Consider the following 23,999-nt stretch of genomic DNA (forward strand, 5'->3'; position numbering starts at 1 on the left):
TCTCCCGGCGTCCGTACGGCACAACCTCTTCGCCCGCGCAGCCGTCTTCCAGGCGACCCCTGAGCGAAGGACCCGCACGTGCTGCCCACCCCACCCCGCCGGCGAGCGGTTCTCGCCGCCGCCCTCGCCGCCGCCACGGCGGCCGCCGCCGGGTGCTCCGTACCGGAGCCGCGCCGGGCCGCCCCGACGGCCGATCCGGCGCCGGGGAAGCCGATCGCGGACGCCCGGGCCCGGCGGGCGCTGGTGCTGCAGTTCTCCGCGCATCCTGACGACGACCTGTACTTCATGAACCCGGACACGCAGCGGCTGCTGGACGCGGGGGTCCCCCTCGTCTCCGTGTACGTGACGGCGGGCGAGCACACCGGCCGGAACCGGATCGCCGGGATGCCGGAGACTCCCCCGGACCGGGCGGCCTACTCCGCGGCCCGGCACCAGGGCCTGCGCCAGTCGTACGCCGTGGCGCTCGGGCTTCCGGTGTTCACGCCGTGGCGGCGGGAGACGCTGCCGCTGCCGGGCGGCCGGCGGGCCGAGGTCGACACGCTCACGCACGGCGGCCGCCGGATCGAGCTGGTCTTCCTCAACCTGCCGATGCACACCTCCCGCCGGTACATGGCGATGCCCGCGCTCTGGGACGACCGGGCCCTCGAACTGCGGACCCATCTGTCGGCCGGCTCCCCCGTCACCCGCGCCGACACCTACGACTACGACCAGCTGGTCGGCGCCCTCGTCGGGCTGCTGCGCCGCTACCGGCCCACGGTGGTGCACACCCTGGACCCTGACCCGGACGTCCAGCACGGCGACGACGCCACCCGGCGGCGGAACTCCGAGCAGCCGGGGTTCTCGGACCACGGCGACCACACGGCGGTCGGCTGCTTCACCTGGGCCGCGCTGTGCCGCTGGGTGTCGGACGCGGTCCGGGACGGCGAACCGATACCGGCGTTCACGGCGAAGGCCTTCCGCGGCTACTACAACCGGCACTGGCCGAAGAACCTGCCGCCGGAGGTCCTTGAGGAGAAGGCCGCGCGCCTCGTCCCGTACGGGGGCGACCCCTCCTGGCAGTGCGGGAACCCCTCGGGCTGCGGCGACTACGGCGTCGGCGGCGACCGGCCGCTGACCAACCGCAAGGGCTGGGTCCGCTCCACGCACCACCGCTGGCCCGGCGCTCGCCCGGCGCTCGTCGAGGGGCCGGACGGGCGGCTCATCGCGTACGGGGTGCTCGGGCTGCGCGCGGTCCGCTGGCGCGAGTCGGCGCCCGGGGTCTGGAGCGAGCCGGCGGATCTGGGCGGTGGGCCGCTCGCGCCCGCGCTCGGTTCGGCGGTGCTCGCGGACGGCCGGGTGCTGCTCTTCGGGGTGCGGTTCGCCGCGCTCGACGGGCACGGCGGGGCCAACCGGCGCGAGGTGGTGCTCCTGGAGCAGCGCTCCCCCGGCGGTCCTTTCCTCGCCTGGCGGGGACTCGGCTGCCCGGAGCGCCGGGACGACCGGGGGCGCCGGATCGGTGCTCCGGTGGCGGTCGCGGACCCCGACGGCCGGGTCCACCTCTTCGTACGGAACGCCGACAAGGGCGTCTCGACCCGGGTGCGGGCGGCGGACGGGTCCTGGGGTCCGTGGCTGGCCCTCCCGGGGCCGGCGGAGGTCCAGGACGGTCTGGCCGTGTCGGTGGACGCGGCGGGCCGGGTGCACCTGTACGCGGCGGGGCGGGAGTCCGTACGGCACTGGGTGGACGGGGTGGTGCGGGAGGGCGGGCTGCCGCTCTCCGGGTCCACGGTGGCGAGCGCGGGCGGCGAGGTGTACCACCGGGCTCCGGCGGCGGCGGCGCTGCTCGGTCCGGACGGCGACGCCGGTCTCGACGGGTACGGGGACGTGGCCGTGGCGCGTTCGGCGGCGCTCGGGACGGTGCTCCTGGGCACGGACACCGCCGGAAGGGTGACGGTACGGGCCGGCGGCCGCCTCCGTACCCGTACGACGGGCCCCGAGGCGGTGTCGACCGCGCTGCACCTGGGGGCGGACGGAGCGACCGTGGTGGGCATGGGCGCCGACGGACGCCCCTGGAGCTGGCGGACGTGAGCGCGCGGACGTGAGACGAGGCGGACGTGAGACGCGAGAAGGCCCCGCACCTTTCGGTGCGGGGCCTTCTGCCTGCAGCTCGTGGAGCTACCGGGTCACTTCAAGATCAGGCGTTGATCTTGACGACCTGGCCGGCGCCGACGGTCCGGCCACCCTCACGGATGGCGAACTTGAGGCCCTCCTCCATGGCGATGGGCTGGATCAGCTCAACGCTCATGGCGGTGTTGTCGCCCGGCATGACCATCTCGGTGCCCTCGGGGAGGGTCACGACGCCGGTCACGTCCGTGGTACGGAAGTAGAACTGCGGGCGGTAGTTGTTGAAGAACGGGGTGTGACGGCCACCCTCGTCCTTCGACAGGATGTAGGCCTGGGCCTCGAAGCTGGTGTGCGGCGTAACCGAACCCGGCTTGATGATGACCTGGCCGCGCTCGACGTCCTCGCGCTTGATGCCACGGAGGAGCAGACCGACGTTCTCACCGGCCTGGCCCTCGTCGAGCAGCTTGCGGAACATCTCGATACCGGTGACCGTGGTGGTGGTCTTCTCGGTCTTGATGCCGATGATGTCGACGGTCTCGTTGACCTTGAGGATACCGCGCTCGATACGACCGGTGACGACGGTGCCACGACCGGTGATCGTGAAGACGTCCTCGATCGGCATCAGGAACGGCTTGTCGACGTCGCGCTCGGGCTGCGGGATGGCCTCGTCGACGGCCTTCATCAGGCCGAGGAGCTTGTCAGCCCACTCCTTGTCGCCCTCAAGGGCCTTGAGCGCGGAGACACGGACGACCGGAAGGTCGTCGCCCGGGAACTCGTACTCGGAGAGGAGCTCACGGACCTCGAGCTCGACGAGCTCCAGGATCTCCTCGTCGTCCACCATGTCGGCCTTGTTCAGGGCGACGACGATGTACGGAACGCCGACCTGGCGGGCCAGGAGCACGTGCTCCTTGGTCTGCGGCATCGGGCCGTCGGTGGCGGCGACCACGAGGATGGCGCCGTCCATCTGCGCCGCACCCGTGATCATGTTCTTGATGTAGTCCGCGTGACCGGGGCAGTCGACGTGGGCGTAGTGACGCGACTCGGTCTGGTACTCGACGTGCGCGATCGAGATCGTGATACCGCGCTGGCGCTCCTCGGGAGCCTTGTCGATCTGGTCGAAGGCCGAGGCCTCGTTCAGGTCCGGGTACGCGTCGTGCAGCACCTTGGTAATGGCGGCCGTGAGGGTCGTCTTACCGTGGTCAATGTGACCGATGGTGCCGATGTTGACGTGCGGCTTAGTCCGCTCGAACTTTGCCTTCGCCACTGAATCCTCCTGCGGAGTGGTTCTGTACGCCTTGCTCATCGGCGCCAGGTGATCTTTGCTGGGATGCCAGTCGCCGGGGCCCGTTCCTCGGGGTTCCGGGGCGGAACCCCGGCGACTGGTGTCAAGCCTAAAGCGTGAACTCGGGAGAGTTACTCGCCCTTGGCCTTCGCGATGATCTCCTCGGCGACGTTCCGCGGAACCTCGGCGTAGGAGTCGAACTGCATCGAGTAGCTTGCGCGACCCGAGGTCTTGCTGCGGAGGTCTCCGACGTAGCCGAACATCTCCGAGAGGGGCACGAGGCCCTTCACGACGCGAGCGCCGCTGCGCTCCTCCATGGCCTGGATCTGGCCACGGCGGGAGTTGATGTCGCCGATGACCTCACCCATGTAGTCCTCGGGGGTGGTGACCTCGACGGACATCATGGGCTCGAGGATGACCGGCGAAGCCTTCCGCGCGGCCTCCTTGAAGGCCTGCGAACCGGCGATCTTGAACGCCAGCTCGGAGGAGTCGACCTCGTGGTAGCCACCGTCGAGAAGGATGACGCGGACGCCAGTCATCTCGTAGCCGGCCAGGATGCCGAACTGCATGGCCTCCTGCGCACCCGCGTCGACCGAAGGGATGTACTCCTTCGGGATGCGGCCACCGGTGACCTTGTTCACGAACTCGTACGAGGCGTCGCCGCCCTCGATGGGCTCGATCGCGATCTGCACCTTGGCGAACTGACCGGTACCACCGGTCTGCTTCTTGTGGGTGTAGTCAAGTCGCTCGACGGCCTTGCGGATCGTCTCGCGGTACGCGACCTGCGGCTTGCCGACGTTCGCCTCGACCTTGAACTCGCGACGCATGCGGTCGACGAGGATGTCGAGGTGAAGCTCGCCCATACCACCGATGATGGTCTGGCCGGTCTCCTCGTCCGAGTGCACCTGGAAGGAGGGGTCCTCCTCCGCGAGACGCTGGATGGCGACACCCAGCTTCTCCTGGTCGCCCTTGGACTTGGGCTCGATGGCGACCTGAATGACCGGCGCCGGGAAGTCCATGGACTCCAGGATGACCGGGTTCTTCTCGTCGCACAGCGTCTCACCGGTGGTGGTCTGCTTGAGGCCCATGACGGCGACGATGTCGCCGGCGCCCACCGAGTCGATCTCCTCACGCTTGTTCGCGTGCATGCGGTAGATCTTGCCGATGCGCTCCTTCTTGCCCTTGACGGAGTTCAGCACCGCGGTGCCGGCCTCCAGGCGACCGGAGTAGATCCGGACGAAGGTGAGCTTGCCGAGGTGCGGGTCGCTCGCGATCTTGAACGCGAGGGCCGACAGCGGCTCGTCGTCGGACGGCTTGCGCCGCACGATCTCCTCCGCGTCCTTGACGCTGTGGCCCTCGATGGCCTCGACGTCCAGGGGGGAGGGGAGGTAGCGGACGACAGCGTCGAGCAGGGGCTGGACGCCCTTGTTCTTGAACGCGGTGCCACAGAAGACGGGGGTGACCGTCTTCTCGCCGCCACCCTTGCCGGAGGCGATGGTGATGCGACGGACGGCAGCGTAGAGCTGCTCCTCGGTGGGCTCGACGCCCTCGAGGAAGAGCTCCATGAGCTCCTCGTCGTTCTCCGCGACGGTCTCGACCAGCTTCGCGCGCCACTCTTCGGCGAGCTCGGTGTGCGAGGCCGGGATGTCGACGACGTCGTACATCTCACCCTTGCTGGCCTCGGCGGACCAGACAAGAGCCTTCATGCGGACGAGGTCGACGACGCCCTGGAAGTCCATCTCGGCGCCGATCGGGAGCTGCATGACGATCGGGACGGCGCCGAGGCGCTCCACGATCATGTCGACGCAGCGGAGGAACTCGGCACCCGTACGGTCGAGCTTGTTGACGAAGCAGATACGCGGGACGCCGTAGCGGTCCGCCTGACGCCAGACAGTCTCGGACTGGGGCTCGACGCCGGCCACACCATCGAACACGGTGACAGCACCGTCGAGCACGCGCAGCGAACGCTCCACCTCGACGGTGAAGTCGACGTGGCCCGGCGTGTCGATGATGTTGATCGTGTGATCGACATTCTCGAGCGGCCAGTGGCAGGTCGTCGCGGCCGACGTGATCGTGATGCCGCGCTCCTGCTCCTGCTCCATCCAGTCCATCGTGGCAGCGCCGTCGTGGACTTCACCGATCTTGTACGAGACACCGGTGTAGAACAGGATCCGCTCGGTGGTGGTCGTCTTGCCCGCGTCGATGTGCGCCATGATGCCGATGTTGCGCACCTTGGCAAGGTCAAGCGAAGTGGTAGCCATATCGGCTCAGTCTTCTCTCGGTCTCGATGTGGGTTGCGACTACCAGCGGTAGTGCGCGAAGGCCTTGTTGGACTCGGCCATCTTGTGCGTGTCCTCACGCTTCTTGACGGCCGCACCGAGGCCGTTCGAGGCGTCGAGGAGCTCGTTCATGAGGCGCTCGGTCATGGTCTTCTCGCGACGGGCGCGGGAGTAACCGACGAGCCAGCGGAGGGCCAGCGTGGACGCGCGGCCCGGCTTGACCTCGATCGGCACCTGGTAGGTGGCGCCACCGACACGGCGGGACTTGACCTCGAGGGCCGGCTTCACGTTCTCGAGAGCGCGCTTCAGCGTGATGACGGGGTCCTGGCCGGTCTTCTCACGAAGACCCTCCATGGCGCCGTACACGATGCGCTCGGCGGTGGAACGCTTGCCGTCCAGCAGGATCTTGTTGATCAGCGAGGTGACAAGAGGAGAGCTGTAGACCGGGTCGATGATGACCGGGCGCTTCGGGGCGGGGCCCTTACGAGGCATTCTTACTTCTCCTTCTTGGCGCCGTAGCGGCTGCGAGCCTGCTTACGGTTCTTGACGCCCTGCGTGTCGAGGGAACCGCGGATGATCTTGTAGCGAACACCCGGCAGGTCCTTCACACGGCCACCGCGCACGAGCACGATCGAGTGCTCCTGCAGGTTGTGACCCTCACCCGGGATGTAGGCCGTGACCTCGATGCCGGAGGTCAGACGCACACGCGCGACCTTACGGAGGGCCGAGTTCGGCTTCTTCGGGGTGGTCGTGAACACACGCGTGCAGACGCCGCGACGCTGAGGGGAACCCTCGAGTGCGGGCGTCTTGTTCTTCTCGACCTTGTCCTGCCGGCCCTTCCGGACCAGCTGCTGGATCGTAGGCACTACTTCTCCGGTTTCTGTGTGCCGTCGTAAAACTAACCTGGAACATCCACCGACCCACGCGGTCGGGTGTGTCGAATCGCGCGGACCCCCCGCACAAGACGGAAAGGGCGCGGATTGCGATGGCCGGTATATGACTCGCCTTGCGGTTGAGGACACGCACGCGAGCCCAGGCACACCCCAGGCACAAGGCTTGAGCGTACCTATCGCATGGACTCCGGTCAAAACAAATGCCCACGCGCACGTGGTCCCGGCCGCGAGGGCCGGGACCGGACAAGATCGTCCCTGGTCGGTCGCGGGTCAGTCGCGGGCGGTCCGGCGGGGCTCGGCGGCCTCCGCGGGCCGCTCCGCCTCCGCGTCGGGCTCCAGGAACTGGTTCACGACCTTGACGAAGACGCCCATGCGCTCGTCGGGCACGCCCAGCCAGCGGGCGAAGTCCTCCATCGACGGCTGCCAGTCGTTCGGTGGCAGCAGGTCCGCCGCCATCGGAAGTTCCTCCGGCGTGACGCGACCGGACCTGATGAGCATGTCGCGGACGGAGACGCCGAGCAGCGGGGCGATCCTGCGCATGGTCTCGAGGTCCGGCATGCTCTGCCGCTGCAGCAGTCGGGTCACGGCGGCGCGGTGCACGCCGGCCTCGTCCGCGATCCGCGACTTGCCACCGCCGCGCGGGCTGTCGATGTCGTAGCCCCGCGCTCTCATCAGGCCTTCGACCCATCCCGCGAATTCGTCGAGCCCTTGACTGGTCATGTGTACCGCTCCCTCACTCCCCACCCTCCGGATTCCATACCTTAGCGTGCTTGCGCGCACAGAATTACGTGCTTTCGGGCGCGCAATCGTGTCGAATCGATGAAGACCTGGTCGGAGCCTGCGCACAAGTTTGTTGCGCGCTCGCACGCAACGTGTAAGGCTGCTCTTCGCCGCACTCGTCGGCCCCCTGAGCCCCAGAAGCCCCACCGGCCCCATGGACGCCCTGGTGGCCCCGGCCCGTGGAGAAACCTCTTGTTCCCGACCGACCCGTCCCCCTGGCAGGCCTCCGCCGCGTGCGCCGGCCTCTCCCCGTCCGTCGTCTTCGCCCGCCGGCCCAAAGACGCGGCCCCGGCGCTGCGCGCCTGCGCCGACTGCCCCGTCCGCCGCGAGTGCGAGACGGCCGTCGCCCCGGCCGAGAGCTACTTCGACGGCGTCTGCGCGGGCCGCCTGTGGCGCAACGGCCGCCCGGCGGACTCGGAGCGCGTCGCGAAGGCGGTCGCGCAGGCGGGAGGGCGCCGCCGTGGCTGACCTCACCGACCGCAGCAGCACGAACCCCGACGGCACCGGCCACTCCGGCGGCGTCGGCCCCGCCCTCCCCGCCGGTCCCACGGGTCCCGCCGGTCCTACAGGTCCCGCCGGTCCCGCCGTCGAGCTCGTGCTGCGGGACATCGCCCTCTGGACCGCCTCTCTCGTACGACAGTTCCCCGAGCTCTCCGAAGAGCTGGCGCCCGGCCGCCGCTCCCCCGCCGGGACCGCCCCCAGCGCCCCGCACCCCGGCCGCGACGAGCTGATCCGCCAGGAGCGGCGCGAGGCGCTGCTCCTGGAACAGCGGCACGGCCTCTCGGTACCCGGGCACGGCGCCGCCCCGATCCGGCTCCACATCTCCGACGCCATCCGGGACATCACCGACGGCGTGGTGGAACTGGAGGAGGCGGTATGCGCCCGGCTCGCCCTGCCGCGCCCGCGCAGGGCCGGGGTGATCGAGCGGCTGCGCCGGATCGTCGGCCTGCTCGACGCCGTCGCCGCCCACCCGGTCCTCGCCCGGCACGTCCGGGACGAGATCCGGCGCATGGCCCGCCGGTGCGCCCGGACCCTGGGCGACTCGGAGACGATCGTCCGGGTCTCGGGGCGCTGCCCCTGGTGCGACTCGGTTTCGCTGCGGGCGTTCCCCGACCGGCGCGCGGTGCTCTGCGTGAACCCGGCGTGCGTGTGCACGGACGCGGCGTGCGGCTGCCAGGACGACCCCTCGTACCGGCACCTGTGGCCGGAGGACGCGTGGGCCGAACTGACGGAGGCCTCGGGGACCCGTACGGAGGAGATCGAAGCCGCGATGGACGACACGAAGGAGACCTCATGCTGAGCACGCCCGCGATGCCCGCGATGCCGTCCCTGCCCGCGCTGCCCGCGCTGATCCCCGGGCCGCTCGCCGCCGAGGAGGCGGGGGTCGCCCCCGCGACGATCCGCAAGTGGGTCCAGCTGGGCCACCTGCGGGCCGCGGGCAAGGCGGGCCGCGCCCAGCTCTTCCGCCTGGAGGACGTCTTCGCGGCGGAACGGCTGGCCCGCCGCCGTACCGCGCACACCGTCTGATCGTCCGTCACCGAAGCGCCCCGAGTCCTGATCCGGACCGGGGCGCTTCGTCATGCCCCCAGGAAGGCGTGGAGGGAGCGGGCCAGGGTGTCGGCGAAGCGCTCGCGCACCGGCTCGGCGACGCGGTCGAGGGAGAGGTAGGGGTTGAGGTCCTCCAGCTCGACGAGGAGCAGTCCGCCCTCCGGGGCGCGGCAGGCGTCGACGCGCTGGATGCCGTGTTCGAGGGTGTTCCAGTCGATGAAGCGGCGGGCGAAGGCCAGGTCGTCCGCGGTCGGTTCGTACGGCTCCAGGACCCAGCGGCGCTCGGGGTCGGGGGCGTACAGGGCGTACTGGAAGAGGTCGTCGACGAAGTAGAAGGAGACCTCGTAGCGGAAGTCGATGCGCGGCTGGACGAGGAGTCCGCCGTACGTGAGCCCGGCGAGCTCCTCGTACGCCATGAAGCGCAGCCCTATGGAGTCCGCCCCGGCCTCGGGCTTGACCGCGTACTGGGGGGCGGCGGGCAGCCGGTGGAGGTCCTCGGGGCGGTCGACGGTGGGGATGACGGGGTACCCGGCGGCGGTGAGGTCGAGCAGGTACTGCTTGCCGGCCATGTCGCCGCGCCCGTGGAGCGGGTTGTAGACGCGGGTGCCGAGGGCGAGGGCGCGCTCGCGGAAGGCCTCGTACTCCTTCTGGTACCCGAGGACGGGGCCGCTGTTGCGGACGACGACGGCGTCGAAGCCCGGCATGAGGGCGGCGGCGTCGAGCGGGTGGCAGAGGGCGAGGTCGAAGTCGGCCCGCAGCCGGGCGGTGAGGTGGACGTCCTCGTCGCCGTAGCGCCGCCCCTTGGCCGGGTAGGTCAGGTCGGTCACGTAGAGCAGACGGGGACGGTCGGCGGGCACGGGGCGGCTCCCTCGGTTCGGTGGCGGTCAACCTATCGGGGCGGGTGCCCTCCGGGCGGGGCGGTTCCGGCTCGGGGGGGTCCCGCTCCTCCCGGTTCGTGGTCGTCGTGCGGGTCGGCGCGGGGTGCCGCCCTCCCGGTCCAGGGTCGTCGTGTGGGGTCGGTACGGATCCGCTCACCGTTCTAGTTGCGTGCGCGCACGATCGCTGTCACAGTTGGTGCAGCGGCGGAGCTGCGCCCGCAGGACGGGAAGCGGCTCCGCCGTCCGCCGTCCGGGTGCGCTGCCGCGCCCCGCCCCCTCCCGCCGGAGCGCCCCGGACGGCACCCCTTCCGGCCATCCCGCCCCTCCCCTCTCCCGAGGAGAACCGACATGACCACTCCCCCGAGTGCTTTCCCGGACGTCGAGAAGCTGGTCGTCGACGTCCTCAAGGCCGACCCCGCCCTGGCCGGCGCGACCATCGCGGTCAACGCGCCGGCCGGCTTCGACGGCACGCAGAGCGCGGTCCTGGTGAACCGCCGCGGCGGTGCCTGGATCGGCGACCTGCACCTCGACATGCCGCTGATCGAGTTCGAGGTGTACGGGCCGAGCAAGAACGCGGCCCACCTCCTCGCCAACGCGGCCCGGCGGTGCCTGCTCGCCACCATCGGCAAGCAGATCGGCGCCAACAACGTCGTCCAGGACGTGGAGGAGCAGGACGGGCCGCGCTGGCTGCCCGACTACCTCTACCGGGGCGCCAACCGCTACCTCTGCGTCATCCGCCTCTCCCTCACCGTCTTCTAGGCGATTCCGCAGCGTCCTCCGGACGCCCTCCGAGCGCTCTTCGGACCCCGCTCGGTCCCCCAGACCAGGCCTCGCCGTCCGGCGGGGCCTTTGCCGTACCCGGGTCCACACCCGGGCGGCGCCCTCACCCCATCACAAGGAGAAATCCACCATGGCAGGAAACAACTCGTCCGAGATCCGCGTCGCCGGCAGCGGCAAGCTCTACGTGGCTGCCGCCGGTGCCTCCGCCCCGGCCACCTTCGGCGCCGACGCGGCGGCCGACTGGACCGGCGCGGGCTGGAAGGACCTCGGCTTCACGACCGGCGACGGCGTGACCTTCGCCAAGAAGGACAAGCTGGAGCCGATCGACTCGTGGCAGTCGGTCTCCCCGGTGCACTTCATCTACTCCAGCCGTGACCTCTCGCTGAAGTTCTCCATGCTCCAGTTCAACGAGCTGACGCTGCCGTTCTTCATGGGCGGCGGCACGGTCGAGGCCGAGCCGGCCGCGGCCACGGACACCTTCAAGTACGAGATCGCCGAGCGTCCGTACGCGGACGTTCGGGCCCTCGGCCTGGAGTTCACCGACGTCAAGGCCGGTGGCACCACCGCGGTCACGTACCGCTTCATCATCCCGCGCGGCCAGGTCACCGCGTCCGACGACATCAAGCTGGCCCGTAAGGCCGCGTCCCAGCTGGGCGTGACCTTCACGGCCATGTCGCAGGGCGACGGCAAGCCGCTGGCGACCTTCCTCATGAAGGACAGCCAGTACGGCGCGGCCGTCTGATCCCTCTCCACCCGGGGCGGGACGGCCGACCGCCGTCCCGCCCCGCCCTCTCCTCCTTCTTCCTTCCCTTCACCCGAATCAAGGAGTACGCATCACCATGGCCCGTTTCGACGTCAACGCCGCCCGCGCCCAGCGCCAGGAGGCCCACGGCCGCAAGTGGTCCTTCGAGCTGGACGGCGAGTCCTACACCCTTCCGACGGAGCTGAGCCGCGCCACCGCCAAGGGGCTGCGCAAGCTCGACGACAACGACGTGGACGGCCTGCTCGCACTCCTGATGGGTGAGGAGCAGTTCAACCGCTTCGAGCAGCACGACGTGACCATGCAGGACATCGCCGCCATCTTGGAGGCCTACGGCAAGGAGACGGGGCTCGGCCTGGGGGAAGACTGAGCCTCGTCGAGTTCGTCGAAGAACACGCCGAGGCCCTTGAGGCTGACTTCATCCGCTACTACGGGGTCGACATCCTCGACTGGCACCGCGAGGAGCTCTCCAGCAGGCGCGTCCTGACACTGATCAAGCATCTGCCGCGGGACAGCGCCCTACAGCGCGAGCTCCACGGCGAGGTCGCCGAGTGGTCGATCACCGATCACCTCCTCGCGGCGACGGTGGATCACCTGGCCGTCGCGAACTGGATGTTCCAGTGCGTCAACGCGTCCGAGGACGGCGACCAGCCGGATCCGCCGATGCCCGTGCCCCGGCCGGGCGTCAAGGACGAGGACGAGGAGGGCGAAGGACAGGACGGGGACTCTCCCGAGGCGGAGACCCCCGAGATCTCCCCCGGACAGCTCGCCCGGTTCTTCGGCTGAAGCCGGCAAGGGCAGGTTCCGGCCACATCCCCGCGGCCCCCGGAGGCCGTTCCCCTCAGGGAGCGGACTCCGGGGGCGCTTCCTGTGCTCGCTCGGAGGTCATGTCCTGCTCCAGGGCCCTGGCCCGTTCGGAGAGCCGGCGCGGCTGACCCGCGCGCGGCTCCGCTCCGGCGGACTCGGCGGCCCGGCGCTCGCTCCCGGTCGTGGCCTGTGCGGGTACGCCGGCCAGCGGCGGGACGATCGGGCGTCCGCCCTTGCCGCGGACGACCTTCCGTACCGGCTGGCCGTTCCTGCGGGTACGGCTCTCCTGTGCGGTGACGAGGACGTCGGGCTCCGACTCCGGCCCTGGTTCCCTCCGGTGCGCGGGCTCGGGTTCGGAGTCCGGTGCGGAGGCGGGAGCGACCGGCGCGGGCTCCCGCTCGGGTTCGGGCCGCTGTTCGAACAGCTCACGTTCCCTGCGTACGCGCTCCTCGGCCTCGACGACCGCGGCCGGCGGTTCGAGGAGACGGGCGAAGGGCAGCGTGATGACCCGGGCGCCGTCCTGGCCGCCGTCCATGCGGCGCTGGGGGCGGCGGATTCCACGCGCGTCACCCTGGCCCTGCGCGTAGGCGTCCGCGACGCGCTTCTCGTACTCCCGCCGTATGCGCGGGAGTTCGTCCGACACGGCCTCGGCCCAGCCGGAGGTGAAGGCGGTCGTCTCGCGACGGTCCACCTCGCTCCGGGGGATCACGACGAGGTCCTCGGGGGCGTGCCCATGGACGTGCACGAGCTCGGAGAGACGGGCGAAGAGGTGGGGCAGATCGGGATGGGTCGCGAGCCAGTCGACTACGCGCTCCCGTGGGTTCGCTCCCGGCTCCGTGTCCATGCGTCAGTACTGCCTTCCAGCCCCCTGGGGTCCCCGCGCGCCCCTCGCGCCCCTCGCCCCTCCGGAGTGGTCGGTCCCGGGGAACGCGTCCTCCAGGTTACCCGGTCGAACAGAAGCTCCGATCAGCCGCCAACACGTTCGGGATTTCAGCCAGAAGACACGCCGTCAGAGGTTTCCCGCTCGACAAACACCGAACAGGTGTTCCACACTCTGTTCGCACAGCAGTTCGAACACGTGGTGCCCCCGCTCCTCACTCCGCGGCGCCGCCACACACGCACGGGCAAGCAACCGGAAGGCAGGCGTCCATGACTCAGCAGGCCGAGGCATCGCGACCGCACATCCCACTCCAGGACCGCCTCCGCCAGCTCCTCGACGGACCCGTCGCCCTCGACAAGAGAGCGTTGCTCGGCACGCTGTACGCCGAGGTCTCCCGCTGCGAGACCGTCGCGTACGCGGCCGGCTGGAACGACGCGCTCGCGACGACGCACCGCGGACCCCACCGGGAAGAGGACGCCTAGCCACCACCCGCTGCCCCAGACGAACAAGCCCTTGCCGAAACCGGCAGGGGCTTTTCGGCGCTTGGCCCTCACGGGCCGGAAGCGGAGCAAATCATGGCAGAACCAGACATCCCCAACCTGATCGCCGACCTCAAGAAGGCCCTTGTCGATGAGGCCAACCACGAGGTCAAGTACATGGTCGAAAACACGAAAGAGGAGACCAAGGAGAAGGAGCCGTTCGTCGAAGACGGCAGAGCGATGGTCTCCAAGCTCAAGAAGTCCCTCATCGGCGATACACCCAAGATCCTCACAGAGGAGAAGGCGGCGCCGTTCGTCAAGCAGATCGCCGACATCCACGAGGAGGTCGTGAAGGCCCCGCTGACGGAGTGGCTCGAAGCCGCTGGTCTCGATGGCGTGGCGGCCGGCGTCGAGAAGATCTACGAGGGGAAGGGCAACTGGTGGACCTACTTCGTCGCCGCCTTCGTGGGCCTCGCCATCCCGGCCATCGGCCTGCTCCTTGTCTCCAAGTTCACCGACTGGTCCCGCTTTCTCCAGTCGAAGGTCTTCAGCGGACAGGCGTACGCCCGTAACGAGGCAGGCACGTGGAGCCGGCAGGACGTCCAGGCCATCAACGACCGGGAGACAAGGGTCTTCAACGGCGGCGGAATCGGCGCCATCCCGAGCGAGGACAGCCTCCGCGGCGTCCGCGAGGAACTCGAGAAGCTGAGCGAGAAGATCACGGTCTTCAACCGCAAGGCCGGGGGGTTCCGCACCAAGTTCAACAAGATGCCTTCGGCCCGCGCGATCAAGAGCTCGGCCAAGGGGATCGAGGCCATCGCCGACGCTCTCGACAGGATCACCATCTCGGACGTCGGGACGATGGCCACGAAGGTCGATGACCTCAAGAAGGCCATGGAGGACTTCAAGCCCGGCAAGATCCCCCAGGACCTCCAGAACACCCGAACCGAGACCCGGAACCTCGGCAGGACCGTCGATGAGCTGAAGACCTCGTTCCAGAAGCTCAAGGACGAGGCGCTTCTCGCCGCCAGGGCCCTCGCCTGATCCCCACCCACCCCGAAAGGAGGTAACCCATGTCTCTCGTCAGTTCCCTCAAGAAGTCGTCCGACTCGCTGCGCGCCCTCAAGACCCAGGCGTCCGGTGCCGGCACCTCGGTCAAGAAGGTCGGCGACGCCGGCAAGTCCGCGTCCGGGCAGCTCAAGACGCTCCGTACCAACGCCCAGGGCTCCACCACCCAGCTCAAGAACCTCAAGACCGCGTCCGACCAGGCCGAGCGCGCCATGAAGAAGGCCGGCGACACCGCTCAGTCGGCCGGCGGCAAGCTCTCCAAGTACGAGTCCGGCGCCGGCAAGGCCGCCAAGGGCCAGGACAAGCTCAACAAGTCCATGAAGGGCAACTTCCTCGTCCGCCTGCTCGAACTCTTCATGCCGCTCATCGAGACGATCGTCGACATGGCGCTTCGCTCGAAGACGATGCAGACGGTCCTGAAGAAGGCGTTCAGCGCCATCAAGACCGTGATCAGCTCGGTGATGAAGGCCGTCGGGCCGATCATGAAGAAGGCCGGCAGTCTGATCAAGTCGGTCTGGAACGGCATCAAGAAGGCCATCTCCACCGTCGTCAAGGCCGTCGCGACCGTCATCAAGACGTACGTGAAGATCTGGAAGACGGTCATCACCACGGTGATGAAGGCCATCAAGAGCGTCATCAGCTCGGTGTGGAACGGCATCAAGGCCGTCATCACGCCGGTCGTCAACTGGATCAAGAGCGCCATCCCGAAGGCCTTCAGCGCCGTCAAGGACAAGATGTCGTCCGTCTGGAACGGCCTCAAGGACATCGCGTCCCGGGCGTTCGAGGGCATCAAGAGCGGCGTGAAGGGCCCCATCAACGCCGTCATCAGCCTCATCAACTCGATGATCGGCAGCCTCAACCGCGTCAAGGTCAGCGTCCCCGGCTGGGTCCCCGTCGTCGGCGGCAAGACCTTCGGCGTCAACCTGCCGACCATCCCCATGCTCGCCACCGGCGGTGTCGTCATGCCGCGCACCGGCGGTGTCCCGGCGATCCTCGCCGAGGCCGGCGAGGCCGAGGCCGTCCTCCCGCTCTCCAAGCTGGACCGGCTGCTCGCCACCACCGCCCGCCGCGCCCGCCTGGCGCAGGGCGGACACCAGGGCGCGGGCACCGGCACCGGGCTGCACATCGAGCACTACCACGCGGCCCGCAACAGTGACCCGCACACCACCGCCGCGGCGCTCATGTACCTCGTGAAGGCGCGTGGAGCCAGGGCATGAGTGCCGTAGCCCTGCGTGTCGCGCCCAACTTCCGCGTGGCCCTCGCGCCGATGGGCAACCTGCGGCAGGGGCTCGGCGGAGCGAGCAGCTCGCTGAAGAACCTGCGGCAGAACGTCCAGCGGGCGGCGGGCGGTATCGGCGGCCTCGCCACCGCCGCCCGCACCGCCGGCGCCCCCCTCCGCACCCTCGCCCAGAACGCCTCCGGCGCCGCCACCGCCATGACCAAGATCCGCCGCTCCACCGCCCCCGCGGGCGTCAAGCGGATCGGCACCGCCGCCGGCAAGGCCCGTACCGCCGCCCGCAAGATCGGGACCGGCGCCGGGGTCGTCCTCGGCCTCCTCCTGCCGCTGCTGCCCATCACGGACGTCATCGCGACGATGATGGGCACCTTCGGCACCGTCATGACCATCGCATCGGTCGCCATGACAGGCGTCAACGTCGCCATGCGGGCCAACCCGCTCGGCTTCCTCGTCGGCCTGATCGTGCCCGTCGCCGCGTACCTCATCGAACTGGCCGTCAACTCCGAGACCGGTCAGCGGATCATCAAGCAGGTCTTCCAGCAGGCCCTGAAGGGCTTCCAGGCGGTCTGGAAGTTCATCCAGCCCTTCATGAAGCTCCTCGGCACGGCCATCGGCACGTACGTCAAGGCGTACCTGACCGTCTTCAAGACCGCGCTCAGGATCGTCGGATCGGCCATCGGCGGGATCTCCAGGATCGGTTCCGCCGTCCGCTCGGCGACCAACGCGCTGCGCGGCATCGCCTCCCGCACGATCGGCGGCATCAAGAGCGCCGTACGGCCGGTGGTCGACTGGATCACCGACAAGATCCCCGGCTTCTTCCGGACCGCCAAGGACGCGGTGAGCAAGTCGCTGCGCGGCATCGGCGACCTGATCAAGGGCGCGCTGAGCGCCGTGCTCGGGGTCGTCAAGGGACCGATCAACGGTCTCATCGCGTTCGCCAACTGGATCATCGACGGGCTCAACAAGCTCAGCTTCGAGATCCCCCTCACCGGCAAGAAGTTCGGCGTCGAACTCGACAAGCTCCCCATGCTCGCCGAGGGCGGCATCGTCTCCCCGGGCACCGCGGACGACTACCGGATCGACTCGCTCTCCCAGCTGGAGAACCGCCGCGTCCCGGCCCTCACCGAGCCGCTGCCGCGGCCGCACCGCATCCGGGAGTTCCACGAGGAGCCCGGCGCCGGTCCGCGGTCGACCGCCGAGGACCTGCTCTTCCTCGCGACCGCCCACCGCTGACCGCCGGCCGCGGCCGACCGTGAAGCCCCGGCCACCGCCGCCGACCGCCGGCAGCGAAGCCCCGGCCGCCACCGCCGACCGCCGGCCGCAGCCGGCCCCCGCTGACCGCCCACCGCCGACCCCATCCCAAGTGAGGTGACGGCCCCATGGCCGAGACCACGACCACGTACGCCGGAAACTCCTACACCGCCGACCTCGCGCCCGGCTCGCTCATCACCCAGGACGGGCAGATGCAGTGGGCCGGGCTCCTCATAGGCCCCGGCACCCCCTTCGCCGTCGACAAGTCCGGCCTGTCGGGCTGGGAGGACCTGCCCGAGTACGACTCCTCGGACGCCGACCGCCCCACCTCCCACGGCGCCTGGCCGGGCGCCCGGTACGCCAAGCCGCGCAAGGTCGGCGGCACGATCGTGCTGATGCCCGAGTACGGCGGCACCGCGGGCGCCGTCCGCGCCCTGCGGCAGTCGCTCGCCCTCCTCGACGAGGAGCGGTGGCTCACCGTCCGCCTGCACGGCGAGCTGCTCACCGTCCGCGCCCGGATCGCGCAGCGCGTGGTCCCGGCCGACCAGGGCTTCGCCACCCAGGGCAGCTCCCGCATGTCGGTCCAGTGGCTGGCCTCCGACCCGCGCCGGTACGTCGTCAACGAGCAGACCGCGACGACCACTCCCCCGCAGCCGGAGTCGGGGCTCACCTGGCCGCTGACCTGGCCGCTCTCCTGGGGCCAGGCCAAGAGCACCGGTGACGCCGTCGTCGAGAACACCGGTTCGGCGCCGGTCCACCCGGTCATCGTCTTCCGCGGCCCGTGCTCCATGCCGACCGTCACCGAGCGGATCAGCAGGCGCCGGCTGCGGTACGCGATCGACCTGACCGCCGGCGACGAACTGACCGTCGACACGCGCGCGGGCACGGTCATGCTCAACAACTCCGCCTCCCGCCTGCACACCGCGATGGCCGACTCCACCCCGGAGGAGCTGTTCGTGCTCGATCCCGGTCGCACCGACCTGTCCTTCCGGCCGGAAGCGGGCACCGAGGACGCGCTGATGACCGTGCGCTGGCGCAGCGCCGAGTGGTGACCCCCAGGACGCGCCACGCGTCCGCCGCCGGCCGCCGTTCGCCCTCGGGCGGCGGCGGCCGGCGGTTCCACCTCACCAGCCCACGAACCACCCGGCCCACGCCGACACCCCGACCCGACCCCCTTCGGAGAGGTGACCCATGACCGTACGCGCCGCTTGGCTCCAGTCCACCGGCCAGACCCGCGAGGACACCCGCCTGACCCTCGCCGCCCTGCTCACCCCCAGCGGCCAGAGCCCCGACGAGACCCCGCTGCGCTCCCGCGCGGGCATCGTCCCGGGCGGTTTCGTCCTGACCGGCAGCGCGCCCATGCAGGCCACCATCGGCACCGGCCGCGCGATCGTCCAGGGCGACGACACCGCCCAGGGCGCCTACCTCGTCGCCGTCACCGCCCCGGAGAGCTTCACGCTCACGGACGGCGATCCGCAGAACGACCGGATCGACCTGATCGAACTGGCCGTGCTCGACGACACCTACGACCGTTCGGGCGACACCCAGGCGGTCGTGCGGCTCGTCGAGGGCACCCCCGCGGCCACGCCCACCGTCCCGCTCAGCGGTCCCGGCAGCACGATCCCGCTCTACACGATCCGGGTCCCGAAGGGCACCTCGGCCGGCACCGGCGGCATCGCCTGGTCCACCGCCGTCACCACCCAGCACTGGCCGGCCGTCGCGCTCGGCGGCATCCTGCCCGCCAGCGGCTTCAAGGGCGCGTACGTCGGCCAGTACCGCGACACGGCGGGTCTCCTCCAGCGCTGGGACGGCACGACCTGGGCCTCGTACCCGAAGGCCATCGGCGGCATCGCCCCGAGCACCACGACCACCGGCGGCTACACCGGCCAGTACCGGGACAACGGCGGCGGGCTGCAGCGCTGGAACGGCACCGCCTGGCAGTACGTCGAGGGCGCCTCCACCCTGCTGCTCAGCGCCACGCAGTGGCTGACCGCCCAGCAACAGAGCATCGCCCCCAACACCTGGACCGTGCTCAGCCTGCCCACCGTCGAGATCGACGACGCCGCCGGCTGGACCTCGAACACCACCTATGTCGTGCCGCGCACCGGCTGGTGGCGGGTCTCCGCGCACGCCACCTTCGCCAACGAGGCCCAGACCGGAATGCGCGGCGCCCGCGTCGTGGTCGCCGGCGTCGGACAGTCCCGGATGACCTGGCTCATCCCCGCCGGCAACGGCGCCGTCTCCGTGGGCGGCAGCGGCATCGTCAGGCTCGTCGCCGGCCAGACCCTCCAGCTCGCCGGCTTCCACAACCACACCGCGGCGATCAAGACCCTCGGCGGCTCGGGCTACGGCTGCAGCCTCGACGCCGAATGGATCAGGTCCTGACGCCCCCGACCGCTGAACCGTCCCCCGACCTCTCGAACGGAGAAACCCCATGAACCTGCGCAGCAGCTGGGTCGCCGAGACCGGCCAGACCCGCGAGGACACCCGGCTCACCCAGACCGGTGTCACCACCATGACCAACCCCGTCCAGGTCCGCTCCGGCGTCCTGCCCGGCTCGTACGACGGCCGGTACCGGCTCTCCGGCTTCTGGACCTTCGGGTCCGCCGCCATGACGGCGACCGTCTCCGAGGGCCGGGCCGTCATCCAGGGCGAGATCTCCCAGGGCGTCTTCCCGGTGACGCTGCCGAACTCCGAGGTCGTGACCTTCGCGCCGGGCAACGCCACGTACAACCGCATCGACCTGCTCGTCCTGAGGGTCCACGACAAGCTGTACGACGGCGGAACGCGCACCGAAGCCGTCCTCGAGATCATCCAGGGCGCGGCCGAGCAGTCCCCGAAGGCCCCGGTCGTCCCGCCGCGCTGCCTCCCCCTGTACGAGGTGCTGGTACCCGCCGGTGCCAGCGCGGGCAACGGCGGCATCCCCTGGGCCAGCTCGCTGAAGGACCTGCGCACCCCGGTCGTCTCCCTCGGCGGCATCCTCCCGGTCGAGGGTGCGTCCCTGCCGGGCGCCTACCCCGGCCAGTACCAGGACACCGGCAGCGCGCTCCAGCGCTGGGACGGCGGCGCCTGGGTGTCGTACCCGGCGGCGCTCGGCGGCATCATCCCGTCCTCAGCGTCCACCACGCCGGCCAGCTACACGGGCCAGTACCGCGACTCGACGAGCGGCAAGCTCCAGCGCTGGAACGGCTCCGAGTGGATCCCGGTCGTGGCGGGCCCGTACTTCGTCGACAACCGCGACTACGGCGACACCACGTCGACCACGTACACCTCGACGCTCGCGGGCCGCATCACCAACCCGCTCACGCTGTCCTTCGTCGCACCGCCGTCGAGGGCCGTGATCATCAGCTTCGGCTGCAAGCTGCGGTCGACGAGCGCCGACCACTACGCGTTCATGGCGCTCAAGCTCACCCAGGGCAACACGGTCATCAGCGACCTCGAGGACGACTACGCGGCGCTCGCCGCCAGCGAGCACATGGTCTCGGTGTCCACCATGACCCGTCAGTCGGGCCTGACCGCGGGCGCGACGTACACGCTCACGGCCTTCTTCAAGGTCGTCTCCGCCGCCCCCACCGTCCTCAAGGCCGGTTTCGACAACACGTTCATCAGGGTCGACCCGCTGCCGTAGCCCGGATCCAACCCCCACCGACAGGAGAAAACCATGGCACTGCGCAGCGGCTGGCTCCCCCCGACCGGGCAGACCCGAGTCACCACCCGCCTCACCGCCCTCGGCGCGACCACCCCGGTCAACCCGCTCGCCTCGCGTTCGGGCGTCCTGCCCGGCACGGCCGACGGCAAGTACCGGGTCGGCGGCCTCTGGATGAGCGGCAGCGGCCCCATGAGCGCGACCGTCTACGCCGGGCGCGCCGTCGTCCAGGGCCCCAACATCCAGGGTGCCTACCCCGTCACCCTCGACGCGGACACCGTCCTCAGCTTCGGCGACGGCGATCCGGTCAACCCGCGCATCGACCTCGTCGTCCTGCGCGTGTACGACGACGAGTTCGACAACCAGACCAGGAGCGAAGCCGCCCTGGAGGTCATCAAGGGCGAGCCGAAGGCGGTGCCGACCGCTCCTGGCGCACCCGCGCTCTCCCTCCCCCTCTTCTCGGTCAGGGTGGAGAAGCAGACCTCGGCCGGCACCGGCGGCATCGCCTGGGCCACGGCCGTCACCGACCTGCGGACCACGGTCGTCGGCCTGGGCGGCATCCTGCCCGTCTACAACAACGCCGGTGTGCCCGGTTCGTACCCCGGCCAATACCAGGACAACGACAACGCCCACTATCTCCAGCGCTGGGACGGCAACGGCTGGGTCGCGTACCCGAAGGAGATCGGCGGCGTCGTCCCCAGCGGAACGCTCACCACCGGCAGCTACACCGGCCAGTTCCGCGACAACGCCGGGACCCTCCAGCGCTGGAACGGCACCACCTGGACCAACTACCAGCCGCCGGTCGAGGTGGAGACCACCACGAGCGGCGCGACCGCGCTGAGCGGCTGGACGGTGGTGGCCTTCTCCGGCCGCCGCTCCCGGGGCCTGGCCACCGTCCTCATCACCGTCACCCGCAACGGCGCCACCATCAACGTCGACGGCGCGGGCAACTTCAACGACGAGGGGCTGTGCACCCTGCCCGCCGGATGGCGCCCGGCCATGGACTACGAGACCTCCGCCTGCGACGGCTTCGGCAACGGCGGCGGCTACATCGGGCCTTCCGGCCAGGTCAGCCTGCGCACCTGGTCGTCCAACGGCGCCCTCGTCGCCGGCCGGAACATCCGCCTCGCCGCGACCTACGTCCTGTAAGGGGGCTGTCCCATGGCACTCGACACGCCCTACCGGGCCATCTTCTGCGACCTCATGAGCGACACGGCCCTCGACATCCTGCCGCTGCGGGACGTCTCGTTCGAGGACTACATCGGCCGGGCCGGCTCCCTGTCCGGCACCATCCCCATCCCCGACCGCGCCCTCGCCGAGCGGGCCCACAAGATCAAGCCGGGACGCACCACGGTCTACCTGGAGCGCGGCGGAGACCTGTGGTGGGGCGGCATCGTCTGGACCACCAACCTGCAGAGCAGCGACCGGGGCGTGGTGACCCTGGGCATCCAGGCCTCCACCTTCGACTCGTACGCGGCCCGACGACGCATCCGCACGGACGACTTCGAGACCCGGTTCACCCAGCCGACCGACCAGTACGTCATCGCCCGCGAGCTCTGGAAGAGCCTGTCGGACGGCCTGGGCGAGAGCAGGATCGACGAGGGCGACGAGACCGTGCTGTCCGGCGTCATGCGGACGGTCTCCTGGCGGCACGGCGACGAGACCGTCTACCAGGAGGCCCTCGACCAGCTCGGATCCCAGAACAATGGCTTCGAGTACCAGGTCCTCGTCTACCGCGACCCGGAGGACAGCAAGCGCGTCCGCGAACTCCGGCTCGGCTCGCCCATCAGCAACGGCGCCACCGACATGATCTTCGACCGGCCCGGCACGATCCTGTCGTACTCACTGCCGGACGACGCCACCCGCGGCGGCACCCAGGCCCTGGCGCGCGGCGCCTCGACCAACAGCAACGGCGGCGCCGAGTCCAGGCCGACCCTGTCCGACATCGCCGTGCCGACGGATCCGCTCCCGGACGTGTGGCCCCAGCTCGACCTGTCCTCGGACCACAACGACGTCAGCGACAAGGCCACGCTGAACTCGCTCGCCCAGGCCGCCGTCAACGAGGCCGCGGGCCATGTGCAGATCCCCGAGATCAGCATCCGGCTCGGCGGCATCGTCCCCCCGGCGCTCCTCGGCCGCACCGCCCGCATCCGCATCACCGACGAGTGGCACCCGACGGGCCTCGACGCCCGCTACCGCATCGTCGGCGTCAAGGTCCGGCCGGCCGAGCGAGGCCGTCCGGACACCGCCGAACTCGCCCTTGAGAGGACCTGATGGCACTGCTGCCCGAGGACATCATCGACCGGCTGATCCAGATGGAGCGCCGGATCCAGGCCCTGTCCACAGCGGTCAACACCCGTCCCCTCTTCAACGAGATCCGTCCCGACCCCGAGAAGTCGAAGCCCACCAAACCGGTCCTTCGGGTTTTCGACGCCCACGAACACGAGCTGTTCGCCGACGACCTGGTGACCGGCGGCCTCGCCAGGCCGTGGCTGCAGCTGATGCCGCCGGTGGACCACCTGAAGGAAGCGAAGTGGCCGTCCACCACAGGCACGGCCTTCACCGCCATCGCCCAGTCCTTCAACCCGGTCTGGCAGCCCAAGATGCGTCTCGCGATGTACACGAAGGTGTCCAGCGGCGCGACCGGGCAGGTGAAGGTCATGGTCGACGGCGTGCAGTTCGGCCCGACCGTCACTGCCGGACAGACCTTCGATTACACCGGTCTGCTGCCGGTCGACCTGCCGACCAAGTTCGGCAAGGTGATGACGGTCGAGATCCACGCCAGGATCGCCAGCGGCACCGGCACGGTATACGCCCAGCCCGTCAGCATGTACGGCACCCAGACCTGAGCCAGCGAGGAGCACACACGTGAACATCGACCCCACCCTGCCCTGGGGCGTGGCCATCGACTACGCCGGCCGGGCCACCGTCGTGGAGAACGGCCACACCCTCTCCGTACGCGTCTTCGACAACAGCCTCGGCTACACCCTGGAACGTGACCCGTTCACCGGCCAGTACCCGTCGGTGCAGGTCACCGCCGAGTTCTCCAAGACCGGCAGCGGGGGTGACGCCACCCTCCGCGGCTACGGTCTCGCCGTCGTCGAGGCGAAGGACGGCGTCCCGGCCGTGCCCGACCCGACCGCCGTCCAGCGCGCCGTCGCCGCCGCGCTCGCCGACTTCGAGGCCCGCCGCTCCGCCTACGCCGACCTGTGCGCGACCTGGGCCCCGGCACCGGAGCCCGAGCCCACCCCGGAGCCCGAGCCCACCCCGGAGCCCGAGCCCGCCCCGTAAGCCCCCGGCACGCACCCCCGAGCGCATCCCCGCCCCACCC

At 70.2% G+C, this 23,999-nt stretch carries 26 protein-coding genes; 19 read left to right on the plus strand and 7 right to left on the minus strand.

Annotated features, from left to right (window positions below; genetic code table 11):
- The first annotated feature begins 81 nt into the window (after positions 1 to 81).
- Positions 82 to 2,064 (plus strand): PIG-L family deacetylase, encoded by a 1,983-nt coding sequence (locus ACIA8N_RS34560; protein WP_365784190.1) that lies wholly within the window; start codon positions 82 to 84, stop codon positions 2,062 to 2,064.
- Between the two features lie 106 nt (positions 2,065 to 2,170).
- Here ACIA8N_RS34560 and tuf read toward each other — a convergent pair whose 3' ends face one another.
- The 5 genes from tuf to ACIA8N_RS34585 all read right to left on the minus strand — a co-directional run bounded on the left by tuf (position 2,171) and on the right by ACIA8N_RS34585 (position 7,274).
- Positions 2,171 to 3,364, minus strand: coding sequence for an elongation factor Tu (gene tuf, locus ACIA8N_RS34565; RefSeq protein ID WP_365784168.1), 1,194 nt, complete (start codon positions 3,362 to 3,364; stop codon positions 2,171 to 2,173).
- A 149-nt stretch (positions 3,365 to 3,513) separates the two neighbouring features.
- Complete coding sequence (gene fusA, locus ACIA8N_RS34570) at positions 3,514 to 5,643, minus strand: elongation factor G (RefSeq protein WP_017239571.1); 2,130 nt, start codon at positions 5,641 to 5,643, stop codon at positions 3,514 to 3,516.
- Positions 5,644 to 5,682: 39 nt separating this feature from the next.
- The gene (rpsG, locus tag ACIA8N_RS34575) at positions 5,683 to 6,153 is read right to left on the minus strand and encodes a 30S ribosomal protein S7 (RefSeq protein WP_015035567.1); all 471 of its coding nucleotides are present in this window, start codon (positions 6,151 to 6,153) and stop codon (positions 5,683 to 5,685) included.
- A 2-nt stretch (positions 6,154 to 6,155) separates the two neighbouring features.
- Positions 6,156 to 6,527, minus strand: a complete 372-nt coding sequence (gene rpsL, locus ACIA8N_RS34580; protein WP_003948652.1) for a 30S ribosomal protein S12 — start codon at positions 6,525 to 6,527, stop codon at positions 6,156 to 6,158.
- A gap of 297 nt (positions 6,528 to 6,824) precedes the next feature.
- Positions 6,825 to 7,274, minus strand: coding sequence for a helix-turn-helix transcriptional regulator (locus tag ACIA8N_RS34585; protein ID WP_030213988.1), 450 nt, complete (start codon positions 7,272 to 7,274; stop codon positions 6,825 to 6,827).
- Positions 7,275 to 7,526: 252 nt separating this feature from the next.
- Here ACIA8N_RS34585 and ACIA8N_RS34590 point away from each other — a divergent pair, with 252 nt between their 5' ends.
- From ACIA8N_RS34590 to ACIA8N_RS34600, 3 genes are read left to right on the plus strand one after another with little or no spacing between them, the layout of a single operon-like run.
- On the plus strand, positions 7,527 to 7,802 hold the full coding sequence (locus ACIA8N_RS34590) for a WhiB family transcriptional regulator (RefSeq protein ID WP_030213987.1): 276 nt from the start codon (positions 7,527 to 7,529) through the stop codon (positions 7,800 to 7,802).
- Positions 7,795 to 8,634 (plus strand): hypothetical protein, encoded by an 840-nt coding sequence (locus tag ACIA8N_RS34595; protein WP_399416881.1) that lies wholly within the window; start codon positions 7,795 to 7,797, stop codon positions 8,632 to 8,634. The genes ACIA8N_RS34590 and ACIA8N_RS34595 overlap by 8 nt, the downstream gene beginning before the upstream one ends.
- Complete coding sequence (locus tag ACIA8N_RS34600; protein ID WP_365784165.1) at positions 8,628 to 8,861, plus strand: hypothetical protein; 234 nt, start codon at positions 8,628 to 8,630, stop codon at positions 8,859 to 8,861. The genes ACIA8N_RS34595 and ACIA8N_RS34600 overlap by 7 nt, the downstream gene beginning before the upstream one ends.
- A 50-nt stretch (positions 8,862 to 8,911) precedes the next feature.
- Here ACIA8N_RS34600 and ACIA8N_RS34605 read toward each other — a convergent pair whose 3' ends face one another.
- Positions 8,912 to 9,739: a hypothetical protein gene (locus ACIA8N_RS34605; protein ID WP_365784163.1), complete on the minus strand. Its 828-nt coding sequence runs from the start codon at positions 9,737 to 9,739 to the stop codon at positions 8,912 to 8,914.
- A 369-nt stretch (positions 9,740 to 10,108) separates the two neighbouring features.
- Here ACIA8N_RS34605 and ACIA8N_RS34610 point away from each other — a divergent pair, with 369 nt between their 5' ends.
- The 4 genes from ACIA8N_RS34610 to ACIA8N_RS34625 all read left to right on the plus strand — a co-directional run bounded on the left by ACIA8N_RS34610 (position 10,109) and on the right by ACIA8N_RS34625 (position 12,086).
- Positions 10,109 to 10,519, plus strand: coding sequence for a hypothetical protein (locus ACIA8N_RS34610; protein ID WP_365784161.1), 411 nt, complete (start codon positions 10,109 to 10,111; stop codon positions 10,517 to 10,519).
- Positions 10,520 to 10,670: 151 nt separating this feature from the next.
- On the plus strand, positions 10,671 to 11,282 hold the full coding sequence (locus ACIA8N_RS34615; protein ID WP_365784159.1) for a phage tail protein: 612 nt from the start codon (positions 10,671 to 10,673) through the stop codon (positions 11,280 to 11,282).
- Positions 11,283 to 11,379: 97 nt separating this feature from the next.
- Positions 11,380 to 11,670, plus strand: a complete 291-nt coding sequence (locus tag ACIA8N_RS34620) for a hypothetical protein (RefSeq protein ID WP_030213969.1) — start codon at positions 11,380 to 11,382, stop codon at positions 11,668 to 11,670.
- 215 nt (positions 11,671 to 11,885) lie between these two features.
- A complete protein-coding gene (locus tag ACIA8N_RS34625; protein ID WP_365784157.1) occupies positions 11,886 to 12,086 on the plus strand; it encodes a hypothetical protein in 201 nt (66 codons plus the stop codon).
- Positions 12,087 to 12,141: 55 nt separating this feature from the next.
- Here the strand turns inward: ACIA8N_RS34625 and ACIA8N_RS34630 are convergent, their stop codons facing one another.
- Complete coding sequence (locus ACIA8N_RS34630) at positions 12,142 to 12,951, minus strand: hypothetical protein (RefSeq protein ID WP_365784155.1); 810 nt, start codon at positions 12,949 to 12,951, stop codon at positions 12,142 to 12,144.
- A 305-nt stretch (positions 12,952 to 13,256) separates the two neighbouring features.
- Here ACIA8N_RS34630 and ACIA8N_RS34635 point away from each other — a divergent pair, with 305 nt between their 5' ends.
- The 11 genes from ACIA8N_RS34635 to ACIA8N_RS34685 all read left to right on the plus strand — a co-directional run bounded on the left by ACIA8N_RS34635 (position 13,257) and on the right by ACIA8N_RS34685 (position 23,959).
- Positions 13,257 to 13,469, plus strand: a complete 213-nt coding sequence (locus tag ACIA8N_RS34635) for a hypothetical protein (protein ID WP_365784153.1) — start codon at positions 13,257 to 13,259, stop codon at positions 13,467 to 13,469.
- Positions 13,470 to 13,562: 93 nt separating this feature from the next.
- A complete protein-coding gene (locus ACIA8N_RS34640) occupies positions 13,563 to 14,510 on the plus strand; it encodes a hypothetical protein (RefSeq protein WP_365784151.1) in 948 nt (315 codons plus the stop codon).
- Between the two features lie 29 nt (positions 14,511 to 14,539).
- Positions 14,540 to 15,751 carry a phage tail protein gene (locus tag ACIA8N_RS34645; RefSeq protein ID WP_365784149.1) on the plus strand — a complete coding sequence of 404 codons (1,212 nt, stop codon included), beginning with the start codon at positions 14,540 to 14,542 and terminating at the stop codon, positions 15,749 to 15,751.
- Positions 15,748 to 17,004 carry a tape-measure protein gene (locus tag ACIA8N_RS34650; protein ID WP_365784147.1) on the plus strand — a complete coding sequence of 419 codons (1,257 nt, stop codon included), beginning with the start codon at positions 15,748 to 15,750 and terminating at the stop codon, positions 17,002 to 17,004. The genes ACIA8N_RS34645 and ACIA8N_RS34650 overlap by 4 nt, the downstream gene beginning before the upstream one ends.
- Before the next feature lie 146 nt (positions 17,005 to 17,150).
- Entirely contained in the window at positions 17,151 to 18,074 is a 924-nt protein-coding gene (locus tag ACIA8N_RS34655; RefSeq protein WP_365784145.1) for a phage distal tail protein, read from the plus strand.
- A gap of 139 nt (positions 18,075 to 18,213) precedes the next feature.
- Complete coding sequence (locus ACIA8N_RS34660) at positions 18,214 to 19,407, plus strand: hypothetical protein (protein WP_365784143.1); 1,194 nt, start codon at positions 18,214 to 18,216, stop codon at positions 19,405 to 19,407.
- Positions 19,408 to 19,456: 49 nt separating this feature from the next.
- Complete coding sequence (locus ACIA8N_RS34665; protein ID WP_365784142.1) at positions 19,457 to 20,650, plus strand: hypothetical protein; 1,194 nt, start codon at positions 19,457 to 19,459, stop codon at positions 20,648 to 20,650.
- A gap of 33 nt (positions 20,651 to 20,683) precedes the next feature.
- Positions 20,684 to 21,817, plus strand: a complete 1,134-nt coding sequence (locus tag ACIA8N_RS34670) for a hypothetical protein (protein WP_365784140.1) — start codon at positions 20,684 to 20,686, stop codon at positions 21,815 to 21,817.
- Between the two features lie 12 nt (positions 21,818 to 21,829).
- Positions 21,830 to 22,942: a hypothetical protein gene (locus ACIA8N_RS34675; protein ID WP_365784138.1), complete on the plus strand. Its 1,113-nt coding sequence runs from the start codon at positions 21,830 to 21,832 to the stop codon at positions 22,940 to 22,942.
- Complete coding sequence (locus ACIA8N_RS34680) at positions 22,942 to 23,517, plus strand: hypothetical protein (RefSeq protein ID WP_365784136.1); 576 nt, start codon at positions 22,942 to 22,944, stop codon at positions 23,515 to 23,517. Before ACIA8N_RS34675 ends, ACIA8N_RS34680 begins: the two co-directional genes overlap by 1 nt.
- A gap of 19 nt (positions 23,518 to 23,536) precedes the next feature.
- Positions 23,537 to 23,959, plus strand: coding sequence for an ATP-binding protein (locus tag ACIA8N_RS34685; protein ID WP_365784134.1), 423 nt, complete (start codon positions 23,537 to 23,539; stop codon positions 23,957 to 23,959).
- Positions 23,960 to 23,999 lie beyond the last annotated feature (40 nt).

It is taken from the genome of Streptomyces sp. NPDC051822 (assembly GCF_044452745.1).
Taxonomy (GTDB): domain Bacteria; phylum Actinomycetota; class Actinomycetes; order Streptomycetales; family Streptomycetaceae; genus Streptomyces.